The sequence below is a fragment of the Stieleria sedimenti genome, assembly GCF_025060895.1.
In the GTDB taxonomy this organism is placed as follows: Bacteria; Planctomycetota; Planctomycetia; order Pirellulales; family Pirellulaceae; genus Stieleria; species Stieleria sedimenti.
Genome location: NZ_JANZKV010000146.1, coordinates 108,267 through 128,425, shown reverse-complemented (window position 1 = coordinate 128,425; position 20,159 = coordinate 108,267). Strand labels below are relative to the sequence as shown.

Genomic DNA, 20,159 nt, shown 5'->3' with positions numbered 1-20,159 from the left:
CGCGATCCAACGTCATAAAATGGTCAGCTGTGGGCGCCTTCTTTGCCCTCGGGCGCTACAATGATGGCTGAGGTGTACTGCCTCGCCGCGTCGGCTCCGCTGTTCCGCTCCGCAAGTCGTTTGAACATGAATTTTGCTGCCCCATCCGCCGTTCCGTTTACGTCTCGGTTTTTCGCGCTGTCGCTGTCGCTGTCGCTGTGGTTTGCGATTTGCGTTGGCGATCGTGCCCAGGCCCAACAAGGCCGCTTCGGGGTGGGTTTTGATCAAAACATGTCGCGGTTCATCCCGCCGCCTCGATTGCTCAATCAGCAATTGAAGGACGCCGAGGAGGCGATCGCCGGCGCCAGGTACAGTGACGCGGTGGTGATTCTGGGCGACTTGCTCGAACGCCACGTCGACCCGACGAACGATCCGACGATCGCCGGCCAAGATTTTTTTCTGGAGATCCGAGACAACGACCAACAGCGGCTGGACAAGAGCTTTTTGCGTCATTGCCGTGATTTGATCGGGGCGTTGCCCAGCGACGCGTTTGCCACCTACGAGCTTCGTTATGGCGCGCTGGCCAAACAATTGCTCGACGAAGCGACCGGGCAACGCGATTGGAAACTTCTCCGCAGCGTCCGCCGCAAGTACTTTCACACCGCAGCAGGATATCAAGCATCGTTGATCTTGGCACAGCGAGAGTTGTACCTGGGGCATCCCTTGGCTTGCTCGTTGCTGCTCGATGATGTGGTGACCAGCCGACACGCGGTCGATCAACTCGGCGACGAGGTGTCGGCGATGCATGCGATTGCTTGTCGCTTGGCCGATCGCACGATCCCGCGTGATCTGGGATCGATCAGCGTGCGATGGAACGGGGGCGACCGCCAGACCGCCGAAACCGTGACCGATTGGCGGAGCTGGATTGATGGGCACTACCAATCGCCCGAAACCGATTCGATCAGCCGTTCGACCGACTATCCGTTGTTGGGAGGATCGGCTTCGCGAAACGAAACCGCCGACGGCCAGCTGCCGCTTTCGACGCCCCGTTGGATGCTGGAAACCACCGCGACTCCGTTAGAAGAACAACGGCTACGGCAGAAGGAAGAAGAATTGGCGGCCAGCGGTCGTTTGGTTCCGCCCAGCTGGACACCGATCCGAGTCGGCAACCAATTGCTGATGCGGACGACCGAACGTCTGCGGGGCGTGGATTATCGAACCGGAAAACGCGTCTGGCAGTACCCCTGGTTTCAAACCGACGTCTCGGCCGACAACGAACAATACGACGCGATGCTCGGGATGGGATCCTCCGATCCGCCGGACCGCCTCAGCCGCCGCGTGTGGAATGACTTGCCGTACGGGCAAATCACCAGCGACGGCGAGCGGGTCTATCTGCTCGACGACCTCTCGCCGTTTCAAATGTTGCAAATCAATCCGCTGATGGGCGTTCGCAACACGAGTACGGCCGACGGCGGGCGCAACACCTTGGTCGCGTTGGAATTGGAAACCGAAGGCAAGACGTTGTGGCGTCTGGGCCAAAACCCGACCATCGAAAGCGAGCTGAACCAGGCTTTCTTTTTGGGGGCACCGATCGCGGTCGATGGAGCCTTGTACGCGATGGCGGAAATCGCCGGTGACATCATGCTGGTCAGCCTGGATCCGGCGACGGGGAAGCTGTTGTGGCAACAACAACTGGTGGCAATCGAGGGTGCCGGGATTCAGTTTGATGCGATCCGACGCATCTCCGGAGCGACGCCCAGCTACCACGAAGGAGTCTTGATTTGCCCGACCGGTGCCGGCGCGACCGTCGCGGTCGATTTGGCCGATCGGACGCTACGCTGGGGTAATTCCTATCAGCGCCGCGCGATGGGCAGCATCATGTTCAACTCGCGTTCGGGGAAGTCGTCCGACCAGTTGCTGCAACGCTGGCACAACTCCGTTGCGACCGCCAGCGGCTTGAGTGTGCTGGTCACCCCCGCCGCGACCGACAACCTGTACTGCTTTGAACTGGTCGATGGCAAAAAGCGTTTCAGTAAATCCCGACAGGCCGCGTTTTATGTTGCCGGCATTCGCGACGACCAGCTGTTGATGGTCAGTGCACGTGAAGTCGTCAGCCACGACCTGGAAAATGGGCGTCTGAACTGGCGGACCGACCAACGCCTGATTTCCGCCGGACAACAAATCGTCGGCCGGGGCGTGTTCGGTGACCATTCCTACATCGTTCCGACCAGCGGCAACGAGTTGGTCGAGATTTCCTTGGACGACGGCTCGCTGGTCGATCGTGTGACGGCCCAATTCCCGCTCGGCAACTTGATCGCCATCGACGGTGAAATCATTTCACAGAGCCCCACACGTCTTGTCGTCGCCCTCGGCAAAAAAACGCTGGGGCCGCGTGTCGAACGGATTCTTCAAGAAGACCCGGACAACTTGGACGCGCTCGTCCAAAAAGCGCTGCTGTTGAGCGAACGGGGCGAGCGTCAAGAAGCACTGATGGTGCTGCAAAAAGCACGCAAGATCGATCCGGACAGCGATGACGTGCTGATGTTGTCGATTTCGTCCATGCTGGGTGAATTGCGTGAAAACCCCACGCCGCCTTCGGATTTGGAAGACGATCTCGATGCGTTGATCGATACTCCGGCCCAACGTTTGGAGTTCTTGGCGTTGAGAATCCAATCGGCACTGCGAAACCGATCCGTCCAGACGGCGACGAAGCGGTTGCTGGAATTCTCCGACGTGATGACCAACATTTCTCTGGTCGGCAATGAAGAGGATGCGATCCTTCGCGACCCCACACGCGGTTGTGCACTCGATAGCTGGGTCTCCGCGCGAGCCGCCGAAGTGATGCGGATCGCGGAAGAAGAAAACCAACTCGACGCCGTTGCACAAGAATTAAAAACGCACTTGGAATCGATGCCTTTGGAATCCACCAAACGGTTGTCGGTCATGACCGGGCAGTTAGGCCCACTGGGCATCGATGATCTTGTCATCTCGCTGGCCAAACGACGCGTTGCCGAGGACGAATTGTTTTCGGCCGAACGCTTGTTGCTGGGACCGACTTTGCCGTCTCGGCTGTTTGACCAGCAACAGTGGCGGTACACGCCCCGGCGTGCCGCCGCGCTCGGCGAGGTCTACAGCGAAGGTGCGCTGCATCAGGATGCCGTGGCCGTCAGCCAGGCCATTCTGAATCCCGATGCGAACGAAGACTCCGCCGATCTCGCGGCGGATATCAAAGCCAAGTTGCAGGAAATGGGGACACTCGCCGAAGACCGGATCGCGGCGCAGACGCCCACGCTCGATGTCACCGCGCCGGTCTCACTGTCGTGGCAATCGCAATCGCTGCCGGGCGGAGGACGGTCGACGTTTCTGCAAGCGGTGGTCGACCCGACGCTCTACGGCGGACAAACCTTTCAAGGCTGGAAAGTGGTCAACCGCGGCGGTTCGGTGATGTTCCAAAATCCCAACGGCGACGTGATGCCGTTACCGATGGATGAATTCCGCGCGGCCAGGATTCAGGACCGCAAGGCCAAGATCAGCGGCGGGCTGATGATCCTGGAGCGTCCGGGGCGCATCTCTGCGGTGGATCTGTTTGCGATGCAGAGCAGTCGGCGCAGCGAAGCGTCCTTATGGTCGCGCGACTTTGGGGCGGACGGGGTAACCAATACCCAGCGCAAGATCGAAACGACCGTCTTCGGAGATTCCAATTTCTCCTACCCGACCAATTCCGGTGCGGCCAATCAGATCAGCGAGTTCCGCGTCGGACCGGTGCTCGGGGATCGCGTCCTGGTGCTGCAAGCAGGTGACTTGATTGCTGTTGATACGAGAGACAAAGAAACACTGTGGCGAAATTCGTCGGCCCCGACGATTGGGCACATCGTGGTCAACGACAACCGCGTCGCCGTTGTCTCCTACGTCAAAGGAATCTTCGCCTCGGTGTCACAGTTCGACCTGTATGACGGCCGCAAGATCGATTCGGCGGATTGGGATTATGGAAAGGTCTGGGCAACCAGCGGGAAACACGTCTTGGCCTATGAAGTCGATTCGAAATCATCCGCGGCGATCGTGCGTTTGGTGGATCCGTTCAGTGGCGAAGTTGCCTTAGAAATCGAAGCCTTGATCAAGCAACCGCTAACCCAGGCGGCCGGACGAGGTTGCGGACGCATCTTGCAAGACCGCTATCTGGTGCTGTTGGACAGCACGGGGCGGCTTGTGATTTGGGACCTTCTGCAGGCGACCGAACTGTGTCGTCACGAGATCGGTGAGATGCCGGAACTTCAATCGATGTACGCGATGTGGATGGACGGCCAGATCCTGGTGCTGCCGGCAAACGCCGTCGTGCGTCAAAAAGGCGACATGCTGACCCAGCATGGCGAAACGCACCGTACGGTCCACAAGATCATTGCCGTCTCGACGCAATCGGGCGAGATCCGTTGGACGCGGGATTTCGAGCAAGACCCTTGGGGCATGACCATCGACCAGCCGTATGGTTCGCCCGTGGTGTTGATGGCACGTTCGAAAACCATTTATGAGATCAACAAATCAACGCCCAAAATGGATGTTGCCATGCTCCGTCTGACCGATGGCGAAACGATCCACGAACAGTTGGAGCGAGTCGTTTCGCCACAGTCGACCGGGCTGACCACCTTCCTGACCGCCCAACCGGAATTGCGACGCGTTCGCGCGACGATCGATGGTGAAACCTTGATCTACACCTTCGGTGAGTCGCCCCAACCGATCCAGCAACCGGTGGATTGAGCGGGATCTTGGATTCCGCCAGCGGCGCCGTTATCAGTTAGCGGCAGGCCGCTCACGGGCTGTCGTTTTAGTCGATGTTCCGAAATCAGCGTGATCATGCCAGGCGCGACGCGCGAGCGCGGGGCGCCGCGTGGCCCCTCGCCAACGCGTGCGGGCTTCAATCNNAATCGACAGCCCGCTTGCGCCGTTCCGCCGACTGCTCCGGTGGCATCGGGCTCCCCGATGCCGGAAAACCTCGCGGCTGCCGATCCGCGGGGCCGATCGTCACCCCCTCATCCGGCGCGGCGTGCATCACGCCGTCATCGCCGGACAATGGGCAACTCGGCAACGCTACCGGTCACTGGCATTGACGACGGAGAAACCTCTCCCAGGCTAGACCGCTGCGTGCTGGCGATTCCTTTCGCCGAGACGTCATCGGGCAGCTACGCGTCTGCTATTCTTTTCGTGTTTTCATCATTTTGTCTCCAACCACCAAGATTTTTATGTCGCTCATTCGTGAAAATCTCTCACTGTTCCATGATGCTGACGAACTGCAGCGTGCCGTTGGTTGGGACAAGTCGCTCACCACCGACCCGGTCGAACGTGACAATCTACGCACGTACTTGGTCTTGCAGTTAGCGGCCGCCGGGCTGCTCGGCCGAGACAATGAACTCGGCAACGCGATGACCAAGTTTTCGAGCGGGATTCTCGATAGCATTCGCGAAAAGTCGCGTTTGCTTTCGTCCCACCGTGTCCCGGTGGACACGCGAATCGAAACGTTTCTCAACGGTTACTTTGCCGACGAACTCCGCAACGGAACACTTCATCTGCCGTCCAACCCGTTGACGTTGGACCGTCACGGGATGGCCCGCAAACTGAGTCTGCCGATCAACGGGGACTCCTTCGAAAACGATCTGGTCAGTTCCTATCGCTGCACCAATGGGGTGCTGAACAATCCACGCGCGGACCGTCGAACGACAGCGGGGACGTTCCATGTTGTCGAAGGCGGGCTGCCGATCCCCGGTGACAAACGCTCCGTTCCCAAAGGCGTGTTTGTCAAACTGTTCCGCGCGGCAATGTCGCCGCCGAAAGATTTGATGCTGCTGCCTTACACCAGTGAGTTAACCAATCCGGCCCACACCTGGGTCTCGCTGTTGTTGCGCCCGCTGGTCTGCCCTGCGGTCCCCGGATTCACCAACGCACTGTCGATGGAGACGCGATTCTTTGCCCCCGCCAGTTTGGTCAGCAACCTGGATTTTGTTGAATCGATTTTCGGCAACGGAGGTGATCCGCTGATCCCCGAGAACGATGCCGGGCTCGATGTAAAATCCTGGACCGGACACACGGGCTGTGTGATTTTGGCGCCCCACCTGACCAAGTTGACGAAGAAGGAACTTGGGTTACCCCATGAAAGCAGTGCGTCCGAACGGCAACGCCGCGACGGCATGTGCTGGAGCGACGAAACGGAGTGTTACAACAACGGCACGGCGTTCAAGTTGACCTGTCGTGACCGCCGTGGTGTCGTCGTCACGCTGATCGCGGACAACTACTACGGATACTGCAAGAAAGAGGTCAAGACGCAGATCAGTTACGCCTGCAATCTGATGGGGCGGTCGGAAGAGGAACACGCCGGTGGAGCGCTCGCGTTCGCGTCGTATTCGTTGGGGGAAGAATTCCAAGTCGACAGTCAACGCTACAACGGGCGAACGTTCGACGACGTGGTCCGCGACTACGCGGAATTTATCGATGCCAAACCGGAAGGCTACGGTGTCGACCGGAATGATGATTCGATCATCTATATTCCCGAGAATGCCAAGGTGACGTTGCAAGAGCGGTGCATCAAGTGGACACGCGACGGCAACGACTACCGGATTCCGCTTTCACCGGAACAAATCTACATCGCCCCGAGCGGGTATAAAATCCGCTTGGAAAAACACCCCAACGCGCCCTCGTGGCGACTGGTCGGGACGGTCGGCGAAGGCGTTTTCTGTCACAAACCCTGCACCGTCAGCGGTGGCGGCAAGAGCGAAATCAGCAAGAGCCTTCGCGACTACATGCTCTACGGCCCGATCTTTATCGGCGACCGAGACGATGACTTTGCGAAACTGGATGAGATTTTCGAGAAGGATTACTCCACCCGCTGGTCGGACACCTATCCCGGGCGCACCGATTACACCGATGGACCGAGCCGCAGTGTGTTGAGCCCGAAGCGGAGTCTCGGCAGTGTGATCAAGCTGCTGACACCGTCGCCCGATTACAACGAACACTACAATCGATGGCTCGAAAGCATCCCCGAACGCGTGTACTCGATGGCCTTGATCATCAAACGATTCACCAAGGAGGGCGAAGCGTTGAATTGGAAAGAACGATTCGGCGTAGACATCGTCAACGGCTCGCCCGGACACGAATTGAAGATCGGTGATCGAGCCCTGGTGGGAACGTATCTTCGCGTCGGCTTGGACAACAAACGCTGGCGAACGTTCAAGGTGCGTCAGGATTTCATGCCGGCAGCCAAGGTGCAGCGTGAAGACGACATCAGCGCCAGCACGATCGTCCCGGCCGACCGAATCGAAAACCTCGGCGGCAGCGTCCTCCCCGCGACCAGCTACAAGTTCATTGAAAACTGCGAGTACCGCTTGTTCCAGCGTCCCGATGATGCCATCCATCGAGGATTGGACAAACAGACCGAATGGGACTTGTCGCGGCCGGCCAACTTCATCAGCAATTTCCATCCGTTGACCCACTCGGAAGTTCGCGACATCGTGCTCGACGCGATCGAGTTTGACAAATTCACCGGCCCCATGGCAGATCTGCTCAAACGAGCCTATGAGCGCGGTGACAGCTATGTCGTGAGCACCGCCAACCCACGGCTGGTCGATGGCCAACAAACGAAAAACCCGCGTTATTTGCAAGACCGCCCCGACATGGTGTTTGCCCGCGACACCTACGTCGCCCGACGCGGAGTCCAATTCAACCGCGGACTCGGCCCCGATGAACCGATCCATCTCCCCGTCGGAGCAGTGCTGGGAGGACGGCGAAACAATCCCCCGGAACCGGCCAAACGAATTCGTTCGTTGGCCGTCTACTCGCCCCTGCACTACCAGGAGCTGCCCGAATTGGTGATGGACTACCTCTGCTCGCTGACCGGCAAAAGCCCCAGCACCACCGGCGCCGGCAGCGAAGGCGCACTGACCAAAGGCCCCTTCAATGCGTTGATGCCGTCGACCGACATGAACAACATGATCGTGTCCATGATCCTGACCGGGCTCGGTGGGTACAGCACCGCCGCCGGTCACATCGGGCCTCGCTTCGAAGTCGGACACGACATCTCGTTGCTGATCCCCGAGGTCTGGTGCCGCTTGACCCCCGAAGAGCGATCACCACAACACATGATCGACAACGGAATGCTGGAACGCATCGAAGATTTCCAGCACAACGGTGTCGACATCCCTGCCAGCCGACTCGGATATCGCATCACCCGACGCTTCGTCCGTACCTACATGGCTCGCGTCTTTGATAACCCCAGCAAAGTCTTTACCGACGATATTCTGAAACCCGAACTTCAAGACCACGATTCGTTCGCCGACGGAATCTTACATATCGCCGAGGCTCAGGCCAGAGTCGCCAAGGTCTACATGGAAGACGGCGGCTACGAGTTGGCCTGTCCGCCGCTTCGCGCGATCCTGAGCATCTTGGCGACCGGCAGGTACGAAGGCAAAACGATCGACGATCCCGGAGTCCGCGAGATGTTCACTCTGGACCACATGTTGCAAAGCAAATGGTATCGACGACGCCTCGTGGAACAGCAACAACGCGACATCCAGCATTGGACGGACTGCATCGACCGGGTTGAACGAGCGATCGAAACTCTGGACGGCGACGGACCACGGCTCAATCTCGATCTCGATGAACGTCTCGCCTACGCCAAAGAACGATTGGCCCAAGCGGAATCGCCGACGTATTTGAAGGGTTTGGTCGGAACACTCGGTGCAGATCCGATGCGGGTGGCGGCGGACGATCCCGTCTTGGCCGACCGCTTGGCCGGCGTGTGATCGCTCGTCGACTCGAACCCAACGACCGTTTGCCCCACACCCATGCGGACCCGTCACGATGAAAGTTCTTGTGCTGACCGGCGCCGGGATCTCCGCGGAATCCGGAATCCCGACGTTTCGCGGCGACGACGGGTTGTGGGAAGGGCATCGGTTCGAAGACGTCGCCACACCGCAAGCGTTCCAACGCAACCCGGATCTGGTTCACGAGTTCTACAACGCGCGACGCCGCAAACTGTTCGACCAATCGATTCAGCCCAACGCGGCACACGTCGCGTTGGCCGAATTTGAAAAACAGCACGACGATGCGTTTCTACTCGTGACGCAAAATATCGACGACCTGCACCAGCGCGCCGGCAGTCAGAACGTTTTGCCCATGCACGGCGAACTGCTCAAAGCACGCTGCACGCTGACAGGCGATCTGTTTGATTGGACTGACGATTTAAGTGTCCAAACGCCGCACCCGACCGAACCCGATTTGGTCGGCACTCTGCGTCCCCACGTCGTCTGGTTCGGTGAAATACCGATCGGATTGGATCACATCGCCGACTTTGCCGCAGACTGCGATTTGTTCCTGGCGATCGGCACCTCGGCCGTCGTCTATCCGGCCGCAGGCATTGTCGCAGCCACACCCCCGCATTGTCGCCGCGTCGAAATCAATCTGGACGACACCCCCCAAAGCGACCAATTTGATTTGACCATTCGAGGAAAGGCGTCGATCGAAGTGCCAAAGTTTCTCGCTTCGTTGGATGGACAGGTAGGAAAATTTTGAGGGTAGGAAGATTGGCTCAATCGAAGAGATGGTGCATCTGCATCATTTTCTTACCTCCAAAATCTTCCTACCAGTTTTCCACATCGGCAAGCCGACTCGGTAGAACGCTAGCGTCGTTCTTGCTTGGTGGCATGTTCCTGCATCAACGCATCAAACTTGCTCCATCCCATCTTGCAGCCGTTCGTCGTGCCTTTGGGAAACCAAACCAGCGAGCCGTTGGAAACGGTCAACGTGCCCAACACGCTGCCGTCTGCCTTGACCGTGAATTCGATGTCCGCGCGACCGAGGGGGCGTTTGGGAACATCAAAGTCGACTTCATGCTTTGCCATCTGGATTGTCCTTGATCACGGAATGAACGCGGCCCCGCTTCGCCAACTCCGCTGCCGCGACGAGGCACGCAGGCGACGGGATGATCCACATCATACAACACGTCGCCTCACCCGACGGGCAACGCTGTGAAGCATTTGTTAGCGGAACAGCGCGAGCGGTCTGTCGGTTNNCGACTAAATCGACAGCCGGCGAGCGTACGGGCCTGTAGCGCGATGAAAACACACCAGGGCCCGTAAAGGCTGGCGCCAAACGGCTGATAAAATCGCGCCGTTCCGCTCGCTCCTTGAATGCCAAAGTCGAAGAGATTCTCTGCGGATCGTCGCGTCCGGAATGCAGGTGTGCGTTGAGCGATTGAACGGGCTTGCTAGCGCGCGGATTGGCACATTTCTGATCGCAAACTTGCTTCACAGAGGGTGGGCTCGATCGGGCGTACTCAACGAATGTTTTTCCTCAGACCCGGATCGGACGGCGGCAACCGCAGTCCGCCTCACTGCGTTGCCTGGTGTCGGTCAGACGTTGACCTGGGTCAAAGGGCTGCTTCTCCGGTTTCGTCGGTGCGGATTCGCACGACGCGTTCGAGGGGCGTGACAAAGATCTTGCCGGCGCCGATGTGTCCCGTCTTGGCAACCTTGGAAATCGCCTCGATGACCGGGTCGACCAATGCGTCTTCGATCGCCACCTCCAGCTTGACCTTCGGGTTGAACTTCACGTCCACGACCGCGCCCCGATACATCTCCGTATGCCCTCGTTGGTGTCCATAGCCCTTCACCTCGGTTACCGTCACTCCTTTGGCACCGATCTCGGCCAGGGCATCCCTGACCGCATCCAATTTCAAGGGGTTGATGATCGCACTAACAATTTTCATCGCAGAGTTCCTCCGGGAAGGGGACAAGATTCAGTTCTCTGCATCGATGAGGCAATTTGCGTGCCAAGTCGCATCCATCTCGGCCGCCGTGACGCGCCGCCACAGCGGAAGGGTCGACAATTCAGATCATTGCACGAGCACTGAGAAATCAGCCATCGTGATGTAAATGGCAAACACGATCGCGATCAGCAGCAAACCGACGGGTTTGGCAAATCGCCACGCCGTCATGTCCACCGCGCCGACATCCTGCTGCACAAACTCCGTCTCGCGCGGTTTGATTTCGCCGATCACCAGCATCAGAATCAGCAACCAGGCGAAGACGATTCCCAGGAAATGGTACTCGTGCAGGGAGGCGACAATGATGTCGAAGGGATGCACAAAGTAGCCGATGGCGATGACGGAAAACCCGGCAATCAACGCGACCTTTGCCGCCAACGGCGGGACCCGCTTGGTCAGCATGCCGATCAACACCACCGCGAAGATGGGGATGAAGTACATGCCGTTCATCTTTTGCAGGTAGCCAAAGATGCTGGTCGTGTTGGCCAGCAACGGAGCGATCGACATGGCGACCACCGCGACGATCCATCCAAAGATTTTTCCCGACCGGACGACAGTCTGTTCGCTGGCATCCTTCTTGATCACGTTCTTAAAAAGTCCCAGACTGAACAGCGTGCAGGAACTGTTGAGCGCCGAGTTGAAGCTGGACAGAATCGCCCCGATCATTGCGGCCGCAAAAAAGCCCGTCAGCGGGGCGGGAAGCACTTTGTTGACCAACATGCCATAGGCCTGATCGGCCTTGATGTCATCGCCGGCAAACAAACTGTACGCCAGCATGCCGGGGATGACCAAGTACAGCGGCCCAAGCAGTTTCAGCGCGCCGGTCAACAAGACGCCTTTTTGACCTTCGGCCAAGCTGCTGGCACCGAAGGTCCGCTGGATGATTTGCTGATTGGTGGTCCAGTAAAACAAATTCAGCAAAAAGATGCCGCTAAAAATTGTGCCGAACGGTACCGAACTGTTTTCGCCGCCGACCGAATTGAATCGATCGCGTTGTTGTTCCACCAGCAAACTTGCGCCCTCGGAGATCCCCCCGTCGCCTCCGAGTTGCGCGAGCGCAAACCCGGTGATCATGAAGCCGCCGACCAACAGCCCGACGCCGTTGATCGTGTCGGAAACCGCGACGGTGCGGAGCCCGCCGAACAAGGCGTACACCGAACCGATCAACCCCACCGCCCAAACGATCAACCACAGCGCCAGGGTGCCCGGTTCCATTCCAACGCGTTCGGGCAGACTGCCCAGCATCGAAGGCACATCCAAAATGCCGACCATCCCCGTCGCACCGGTGTAGAGGATAATGGGCAACAAGATGCCGACGTAGGCCACCAGGAAAATCAGGTTGGTGATCACTTGGGTTTGATGATCAAAACGGATCTCCAGGTACTGCGGGACCGTGGCAACGCCACTTCGCAGAAACCGCGGCAGAAAGAACCAAGCCATGAACACCAACGCCACCACACAGACGACCTCCCAGACCATCACGCACAGTCCGTCGGTGAACGCCGCTCCGTTGAGCCCGACCATTTGTTCGGTGGAAAGATTCGTCAGCAGCAGAGAGCCTGCGATCAGCGGAAACGTCAGCGAACGCCCCCCCAAAAAGTAACCGGTGCTGCTGCCGTGATCGTCTTTGCGAGTGATCCACCACGTACACAGGCCCACAAGTCCCGTGAAAAAAAGGAACGAGAGAAGAGTGACCAAATACACAAGATTGTCCCTGATTGCCCGAAAGGCGTGAATGAGTCCGAAGGAGAGAGTGATCGGGAGCGTGCCACGAGCGTGCGCCCGGTGGCGTCTTCTCGCCGCATCGCCCGATTGTCTGATGCGACCGGTCCAACGTGACAAGCATGCTGGCAGGTCACAATGTAGCGATCTGATCTGCCCGTCGCTGGCTCCGCGAGAGGGAATCTCAGCCAAACGTCGCGAAAGCCGTCAGCGGTTTGACGCCGACGACCAGCGCGACCCAGCTTGACATCACCGCGGGGTGTTGTTGGTTAGCGGTAGGGCGCGAGCCCTCCGAGGCTGTCAAGCCGACACCGGACGGCTCGCGGCCTGTCGATTTAGTCGGGATCTGCTGAGTCAATGGTGAGCCGCTGGCCGTAAGGCCTCGGGCAACGTCGCTGTGCCCGGCCGCTTACGCGTCGCGGCTCACAAAATCGACAGCCCGCTCGCGCCGTTCCGCTAAGACCTGCAGTGCCAAAGCACGTGGCAACATGTCGTCGGCTCCCATCACATGCGGTGTTTCGCACAGGCGCGCGGTTTGGAGCATCTGCTCAGGCCCCGACATGTGCGTCATGTCGCAGCGACGCCGGTGATCTTCCACACATCGTAAGCCCGCTGAAAATCGCCGATTCACCGTCTGACGCATGCGTCACGGTTTCTCGATGGTGACATTTCGGTTGGCCAGACCAAGCCTCATGGAACGCCATTTGCATCCTTTGACCGGCTTTCACCTTCGAATCCGGCGTGCTCGTGCCCGGCTTGTTCGTCTGGCGGCGTTGACACGCCCGCTGCCCACCCCGATCCCCACTTGATGGTTAGGAGTTAACCATGGCCCAACCCCAAACCTCCTCCGAAACGTCCCGTCGCCAATTCATTCAACGATCCGGTGCCGCGGCGGTCGGCGCGACGATCCTCGGGCAGACCATTCCGGCGGTCCACGCGGGTGAAAACAACACGATCCGCTTAGCATTGATCGGCTGTGGCGGACGCGGCAATGGAGCGGTCGTCAACGCGCTCAACACCAGCAACCAGGGACCGATCGAACTGTACGCCGTTGCGGATTTGGAGGCGAGCAAGATCCAAAACTCGCTCAAACCGCTGGCGAGAAAATTCCCCGACGGCATCAATGTCTCCAAGGACCGACAGTTTCTCGGGTTCCAGGCGTACAAGGCCGCGATCGATGCGCTGCGCCCCGGCGACGTCGCGATGTGCACGACGCGGGCCTACATCCGCCCGGTACACGTCGAATATGCCGTCCAAAAAGGCATCAACGTCTTCATGGAAAAACCATTCTCGCCGGACCCGGTGGGCCTGCGCCGGATGCTCAAGGCGGCTGAACTGGCCGAACAAAACGGCGTCAAGATCGCGGCCGGTTTGCAATGCCGACACTCGCCGGCACGCGCCGCCTTGATCGACAAAATCGCCAGCGGCGAAATGGGCGAGCTGTCCTACATCCGGGCGAACCGGCTGACCGGACGGCGGTGGCTGGGCGACCAACGTGACAAGTCCAACCTATTCGGCGAACAACTCAAGTTCGGCAAGGCCCAACTGATGTGGGTCGGCTCCGGACACATGGTCGACAACTTGATTCACCAGATCGACGAATGCTGTTGGTTGATGGACGATTGGCCCACCAGCTGTCACGGGATGGGTGGTCGCGAAGTCAATAGTCAAGATCGCGGCCAGAATAACGACATCTATTCGATGGAGTACACGTTCCCCAACGGCAAGAAAGCATTCTGCGGCTTCCGTCGGGCCAAGAACGGCGACAACGACTTCGCCACCTACGTTCATTGCAGCAAGAAAGCGGGGCAGTTTTCCGGCAACGTCCACAAGGCGACCGTCCACATGTTCAAGGACCATCGGATCGCCAAAGACAACATCGAGTGGACGCCGACACCGGATGCCGAAAATCCCTGGGACTACGAATGGATCGACTTCATTCACAGTATCCGCAACGACCTCCCCCACAACGAAGGCAAGCGGGCGGTCTACGCCGATTTTGCTTCACTGATGGGCCGAGCGGCGGCACACTTGAATCGAACCGTGACGTGGGACGAAGTCACCGAGTCCAATTTCCAATTCTGCGACTACCTGGATGATCTGACCGAAGACAGCCCGCCGCCGGTCAAAGCCGACGAAAACGGCTTCTTCCCGCCGCCCGAAGCCGGCGAGTGGGTCGAGCTCTAGCCCCACGCCAAACGCAAGGGCTCGCGTGCGACGCGAGCCCCCCCGTCACGTCACACTCCACCAAGCACCCCATCTTTTGACACCCCATCTTTTGACACCCCATTTTCTGACCACCCCATTTTTTGACCAACTCTCTCTCCCTTCCGGTTCTGGCGTCCCAACGGCTTTCCAGTCACGAAGACGACACGATGCGAATCGGAATCTTGGCAGATCACTTTTAGCAAATTGCCACTTTCATGCCCCATCCAAATGCTGACTACGGGCAAGTCGATTTCGGCAGCGCCCCACTGATGTTTTATTATGAAGTGACGCAGGCGTGCGATCTGGCCTGCCAACATTGCCGAGCCTCTGCGCAACCGATCGCCGACCGACATCAGCTGACACCGGCGCAGTCACGGGCGTTGCTGGACCAGGTCGCGAGCTTTCCTCGCCCGCCGGTCGTTGTGTTCACCGGCGGCGATCCGCTCAAACGCCCCGATTTGTTGGAATTGATTCGCCACGCCCGCGACAAGGGACTGCAAATCGCGCTGACCCCGTCGGCGACACCACTGGCCATGCGGCAAGCCCTGCAGCAGGCCCGCGATGCCGGCGTCAGTGTGCTGGGCATCAGCCTGGACGGCAGCGACGCCGAGACGCACGATGCGTTTCGAGGTTGGGAGGGCAGCTTTGAGCGGACGCTGCGGATGTTGGCCGATGCTCGTGAGTTGGAACTGCCGGTCCAAGTCAACACGACGATCACGCGCCGCAACGTGCACCAGATCGATGCCATGGCGGAACTTTTCGCCGATCAACAGATCATGATGTGGTCGGTCTTTTTCCTGGTTCCGGTCGGTCGCGGCACCATGGAAGAGCGAATTTCGGCGGCCGAGTACGAGCAGGTCTTCGAAAAACTGTGGACGCAATCGCAACGGCAACCCTATGGGATCAAGACGACCGAAGCGCCACACTATCGACGCTTCGTGATGGAACGGGGAGGCGACCCGCTGGCCTCGTCTCATCCGGGGCGACGGCGGCGTGCGCCACTGGGCGTCGGCGACGGCAAGGGCATCATGTTTGTCAGTCACACCGGTGAAATCTATCCGGCCGGGTTCCTGCCACTGCAGTGCGGACGCTTTCCCGACAACAGCGTGGTCGACACTTATCAAAACCATCCGACCTTTCGTTCGCTGCGCGACCCGAAACAATTCAGCGGCAAGTGCGGCGTGTGCGAATATCGAGATGCCTGCGGGGGCAGTCGCTCCCGCGCCTACGCCGTCTTCGGCGACCCCCTGGCCAGCGAACCGGATTGTGTCTACTCGCCGATTGAAACCGACGTCGTGGCGAGCCTTTCATGAACCACAGCAAACATCGCGTCGCCATTGTCGGTGCGGGGATCAGCGGCCTGGCCGCCGCTCATCAGTTGAGTCGATCGGACGTTTCACTTGAGATCAACGTGTTTGAAGCGAACGACCGGTTGGGCGGCGTCTTGCAAACCGAACAGACCGACGGCTTTTGCATCGAACTCGGTCCCGATAGTGTTCTCAGCCGAATGCCATGGGCCGTGAACCTGTTTCGCGACGTCGGTCTGAGTGACCAGCTGATCAATACCAATCCATTGCACCATGGCGTCGACGTGGTCTGTCGCGGGCGTTTGGAACGGTTGCCCGACGGCTTGGCGGTGATGGCGCCCCAGCGAATCTGGCCCATGGTGACGACGCCGATTCTCAGCTGGCGCGGTAAAGTCCGACTCGCCGCCGAACGTTTGATTCCCAGACGCCATGCTTCAGACGATGAAAGCTTGGCAGCCTTCGCCTGCCGCCGACTGGGCCGTGAAGCATTCCAGCGCCTTGTCCAACCGCTCGCCGGCGGGATCTACATGGGCGACCCGGAACAGCTGAGCATCAACGCGACCTTTCCGCAGTTTGTTGAGATGGAATCCAAGTATGGGAGTTTGATCAAGGCGGCGCGGGCGGGTGCCAAAACACAACGAGCGGCAGCACCGGGAGCAAAGCCTCCAAATCCCGCCGCCGGCGGACCCGAGTACAGTTTGTTTGTCGCGCCGCAGCGCGGCTTGGGCAGCGCGATCGATGCGTTGGCATCCGGGTTGGGCCGATGCAACATCTGCACCAACCATCAAGTGCTCTCCCTGGCACGCAGTGACAACGGTTGGGCGATGCAAATCAAACAAACCGAATCCGGCGAAACGCGACGCGAAGAGTATGCGGCGGTGATCCTGGCCGTGCCCGCTCATCACGCCGCTTCGGTCTTGCAAACTACCGATCAAGAACTCGCGAAAGCGTTGAACGAGATTCCGTACGCGGGATGTGTCGTGGTGAATCTGGCCTACGATCGCGACGCATTTCCTGGTGAGCTGGACAATTTTGGCTTCCTCGTGCCGCATGTCGAACAACGGCCCGTGCTGGCCTGCACCTTCAGCAGTGTGAAGTATGCCGGTCGGGCACCGGATGGCAAAGTCTTGTTGCGGGCGTTTCTCGGCGGGGCCTGTCGCGAGGAAGTGATGCAGTGGTCCGATGAAACGATGGTGCAAACCGTGCAAAACGAACTTCGACAGTTGATGCAAGTCAGCAAGCCGCCGTTGTTTTCACGAATCAAGCGTTGGCATCGCGCGATGCCGCAGTGCGTGCTCGGGCACGCGCAGCGTGTGAAAGGAATCGAACAACTTGCCGCCAAACATCCGCGTCTCGAACTGGCCGGCAACGCCTATCACGGCGTCGGCATTCCACACTGCATTCGCAGCGGACAACAAGCGGCCGAACGCGTGCTGGCAGGTCTGAACACATGAGTCAACCGATGCGTCAGATCGTCGTTTCGGTCAACGGGACCGAGCAGCAGGCCGACGTGCCTGACGACATGCACTTGCTGGAATTTTTGCGCGAAACGTTGGGGCTGACTGGAACCAAGTGCGGTTGTGGGTACGGAGCCTGCGGTGCCTGTACCGTTCTGCTGGACGGCACTCCCGTCCGTGCTTGCACCACGCATCTCAGCCGCGCCGAGGGCAAGAGCGTTGAAACCATCGAGGGACTCGCACGGGACGGGCAACTTTCCCCCATCCAACAGGCCTTCCTGGAACACGAAGCGTTTCAATGCGGGTTTTGCACGCCCGGCATGATCTTAGAAGTGTGTGGGTTTCTTGCCAGACTTGATGGTCGGGTACCGGAGCAAGCGGAAGTGCGGCAGGCACTCCGCCAGCATCTCTGCCGTTGTGGATCGTATCAGCGAATCGTCGCAGCGGTCATCAGCGCGGCAACCAAGCAATCGAGGTCTGCGTGATGGATGGGAAGGCGGAGATTGACCTGCAGGCGAACGGGTTGAAGCTTTCACGTCGAGAGTGGCTCACAAGCCTGCTGGGCGGCTTGATCGTGCTGGCCAGGCCTGCGAGCGTCGGCGGAGCCGTGTCGCCCGAAGATCCGCGGCTCGAAGTCTGGTTGCACGTGGGGAGTGATGGAATCGCCACGGGGTTTACGGGCAAGGTGGAATATGGCCAGTCAACCCGCACCGGTTTTATTCAAGTGATTGCAGAAGAACTCGACCTCCCCTTGGATCGAGTGCAGTTGATCATGGGGGACACCGATCGCGTTCCCTTTGACGCCGGCACCTATGCGAGCATGTCGACCGAGATGATGCGTCCGAGATTCCGACGCGCCGGGTCACGCGCGCGTGTGCTCTTGCAACGACGGGCGGCAGAGCGATGGGGTGTGTCCGAAACGCATGTCAAACTTCAGGGCGGCCGAGTGCTGGGACCGACGGGACAATCGATCGACCTGGGCGAATTGGTCAAGGAATCTCCACTGGTCGATATCCTGGAGCACGAACCGGAACCCAAGAACCCGGACGACTATCGATTCGTCGGCAAAGGCATCGCGCGGGTCGACGGGATTCAACGCGTGACGGGGGCCGCCATCTACGGAACCGACTTTTCGTCGCCGGGAATGTTGCACGGAGCCGTCTTGCGTCCGCCCGCCTGGGACGCACGCCTCGTCGGGTTGGACGCGAGTCGGGCGAAAGCTCTTGCCGGTTTCGTCCAAACCGTCCGGCAGGACGATTTTGTCGGCGTCGTTGCCGAAACGGAGAGCGTCGCACACAAGGCGGTCGACCTGTTGCAGGCCCGATGGGAACGCGGTCGAGCATTCAGTGATGCCGACATCCGGTCCCAACTCGAAGCTGCATGCCCGCACGCCGAGTTGGTTCACGAGCAGGGTGACGCGGCTCAAGCATCGAATCGATCGCATCGGAAATTGCAAGCCGTCTACGAAACGGCGTTCGTCTACCATGCCGCGCTCGAACCACAAGCCGCCTGGGCAAAGGTCGAAGGCGGCGAAGCATGGGTTCATGCATCAACACAACGGCCGTTCGGCGTTCGCCAGCAGATCGCGGAGTTGTTGGGTTTGTCGCCAGAAAAGGTGCATGTCACCGTCGCCGAAATCGGCGGCGCATTCGGACGCAAAAACGATAGCGACGCGGCGCGCGAAGCGGCGCTGCTTTCACGCGCGGTCGGGCGTCCCGTCCGCGTCGTCTGGACACGGAAAGAGGATTTTACTCAATCGTCATTTCGACCTGCCGCGCGGATGGAGGTCGAGGCGGGAATCAGCAACGACGGCCGGTTGGTCTCCTGGGACTACTGCTTGGCCGCCGCCGGTGGCAAGTTCAGCAGCACACGCGATCTGCAATCCTTCTACCCCAGCGATTTTCATCGCACCCGCTTCACCTTGGTTCCCTCGGGAGTCCGGATCGGATCGTTCCGCGGATTGGGCAGCCCGATCAATGCGTTCGCACGCGAGTCGTTCATCGATGAATTGGCCTACGCCGCGGGCATCGATCCGTTGACGTTCCGATTGCGGGCGTTAGGCGAGCACCTGCCCCGTCTTGCCGCAACCTTGCGTGCCTTGGCGGCGCATTCGAATTGGACGCCTTCCACCGCCCCCGCCAAGACCGGCCACGGATTCGGCTTGGCGTGCTGTTTGTACCGCGACAAAACCTACGTGGCACAACTGGCCGAGGTGGATGCCGATCCGGACGGAAAGTCAATTCGAGTTGCCAAGGTCCTCACCGCCATCGATTGCGGCTTTGTCGTCAATCCAGAAGGGGTCCGCAAACAGGCCGAGGGCGGTGTCACGATGGCGACCAGCTACAGTCTCGGTGAAGCCGTGCAAATCGAAGACGCAGCAGTAAGCAACGCTCGGTTTGGCAGATACCCGATTTTGAGCTCGAAAGACGCTCCGGAAGTGCAGACCCTTCTTGTCGGGCAAACCGAGAATCCATCGGTCGGCGTCGGCGAACCCGTCACGGTCCCGGTCGCCGCCGCGATCGCCAACGCCTACTTCGACGCGACCGGCATTCGCAAACGGAACCTTCCGCTGATGTAGAGTTCGTCGACCGTGTTTACCATGGCGAACATCCCGGCTTTATTGGGGGCTTGCAGGCTTCGAGAATGTCTTTCAGGTGCTCGCTCAAGCCGCACAAAATGATG

At 59.4% G+C, this 20,159-nt stretch carries 11 protein-coding genes; 8 read left to right on the top strand and 3 right to left on the bottom strand.

What is annotated here, in order from left to right:
• Window positions 1–126 precede the first annotated feature (126 nt).
• The 3 genes from NZK35_RS18605 to NZK35_RS18595 all read left to right on the top strand — a co-directional run bounded on the left by NZK35_RS18605 (window position 127) and on the right by NZK35_RS18595 (window position 9,531).
• A complete protein-coding gene (locus NZK35_RS18605) occupies window positions 127–4,731 on the top strand; it encodes an outer membrane protein assembly factor BamB family protein (RefSeq protein ID WP_259634038.1) in 4,605 nt (1,534 codons plus the stop codon).
• A gap of 482 nt (window positions 4,732–5,213) precedes the next feature.
• The gene (locus NZK35_RS18600; RefSeq protein ID WP_259634037.1) at window positions 5,214–8,762 is read left to right on the top strand and encodes a hypothetical protein; all 3,549 of its coding nucleotides are present in this window, start codon (window positions 5,214–5,216) and stop codon (window positions 8,760–8,762) included.
• 58 nt (window positions 8,763–8,820) lie between these two features.
• Window positions 8,821–9,531, top strand: a complete 711-nt coding sequence (locus NZK35_RS18595) for an SIR2 family NAD-dependent protein deacylase (RefSeq protein WP_259634036.1) — start codon at window positions 8,821–8,823, stop codon at window positions 9,529–9,531.
• 107 nt (window positions 9,532–9,638) lie between these two features.
• Here NZK35_RS18595 and NZK35_RS18590 read toward each other — a convergent pair whose 3' ends face one another.
• The 3 genes from NZK35_RS18590 to NZK35_RS18580 all read right to left on the bottom strand — a co-directional run bounded on the left by NZK35_RS18590 (window position 9,639) and on the right by NZK35_RS18580 (window position 12,487).
• Window positions 9,639–9,860: a hypothetical protein gene (locus tag NZK35_RS18590; RefSeq protein ID WP_095738310.1), complete on the bottom strand. Its 222-nt coding sequence runs from the start codon at window positions 9,858–9,860 to the stop codon at window positions 9,639–9,641.
• Between the two features lie 527 nt (window positions 9,861–10,387).
• Window positions 10,388–10,726, bottom strand: coding sequence for a P-II family nitrogen regulator (locus NZK35_RS18585; protein WP_259634035.1), 339 nt, complete (start codon window positions 10,724–10,726; stop codon window positions 10,388–10,390).
• A 126-nt stretch (window positions 10,727–10,852) separates the two neighbouring features.
• Window positions 10,853–12,487 carry a solute:sodium symporter family transporter gene (locus NZK35_RS18580; RefSeq protein ID WP_259634034.1) on the bottom strand — a complete coding sequence of 545 codons (1,635 nt, stop codon included), beginning with the start codon at window positions 12,485–12,487 and terminating at the stop codon, window positions 10,853–10,855.
• 843 nt (window positions 12,488–13,330) lie between these two features.
• Between NZK35_RS18580 and NZK35_RS18575 the strand changes: the two genes are divergently transcribed.
• From NZK35_RS18575 to NZK35_RS18555, 5 genes are all read left to right on the top strand, one after another.
• Window positions 13,331–14,692 carry a Gfo/Idh/MocA family protein gene (locus NZK35_RS18575; protein WP_259634033.1) on the top strand — a complete coding sequence of 454 codons (1,362 nt, stop codon included), beginning with the start codon at window positions 13,331–13,333 and terminating at the stop codon, window positions 14,690–14,692.
• A 236-nt stretch (window positions 14,693–14,928) separates the two neighbouring features.
• Window positions 14,929–16,026 carry a TIGR04053 family radical SAM/SPASM domain-containing protein gene (locus NZK35_RS18570; RefSeq protein ID WP_259634032.1) on the top strand — a complete coding sequence of 366 codons (1,098 nt, stop codon included), beginning with the start codon at window positions 14,929–14,931 and terminating at the stop codon, window positions 16,024–16,026.
• Entirely contained in the window at window positions 16,023–17,474 is a 1,452-nt protein-coding gene (gene hemG / locus NZK35_RS18565; RefSeq protein WP_259634031.1) for a protoporphyrinogen oxidase, read from the top strand. Before NZK35_RS18570 ends, hemG begins: the two co-directional genes overlap by 4 nt.
• Before the next feature lie 8 nt (window positions 17,475–17,482).
• Window positions 17,483–17,962, top strand: a complete 480-nt coding sequence (locus tag NZK35_RS18560; RefSeq protein WP_259634030.1) for a (2Fe-2S)-binding protein — start codon at window positions 17,483–17,485, stop codon at window positions 17,960–17,962.
• The gene (locus tag NZK35_RS18555; RefSeq protein WP_259634029.1) at window positions 17,962–20,055 is read left to right on the top strand and encodes a xanthine dehydrogenase family protein molybdopterin-binding subunit; all 2,094 of its coding nucleotides are present in this window, start codon (window positions 17,962–17,964) and stop codon (window positions 20,053–20,055) included. Before NZK35_RS18560 ends, NZK35_RS18555 begins: the two co-directional genes overlap by 1 nt.
• Window positions 20,056–20,159 lie beyond the last annotated feature (104 nt).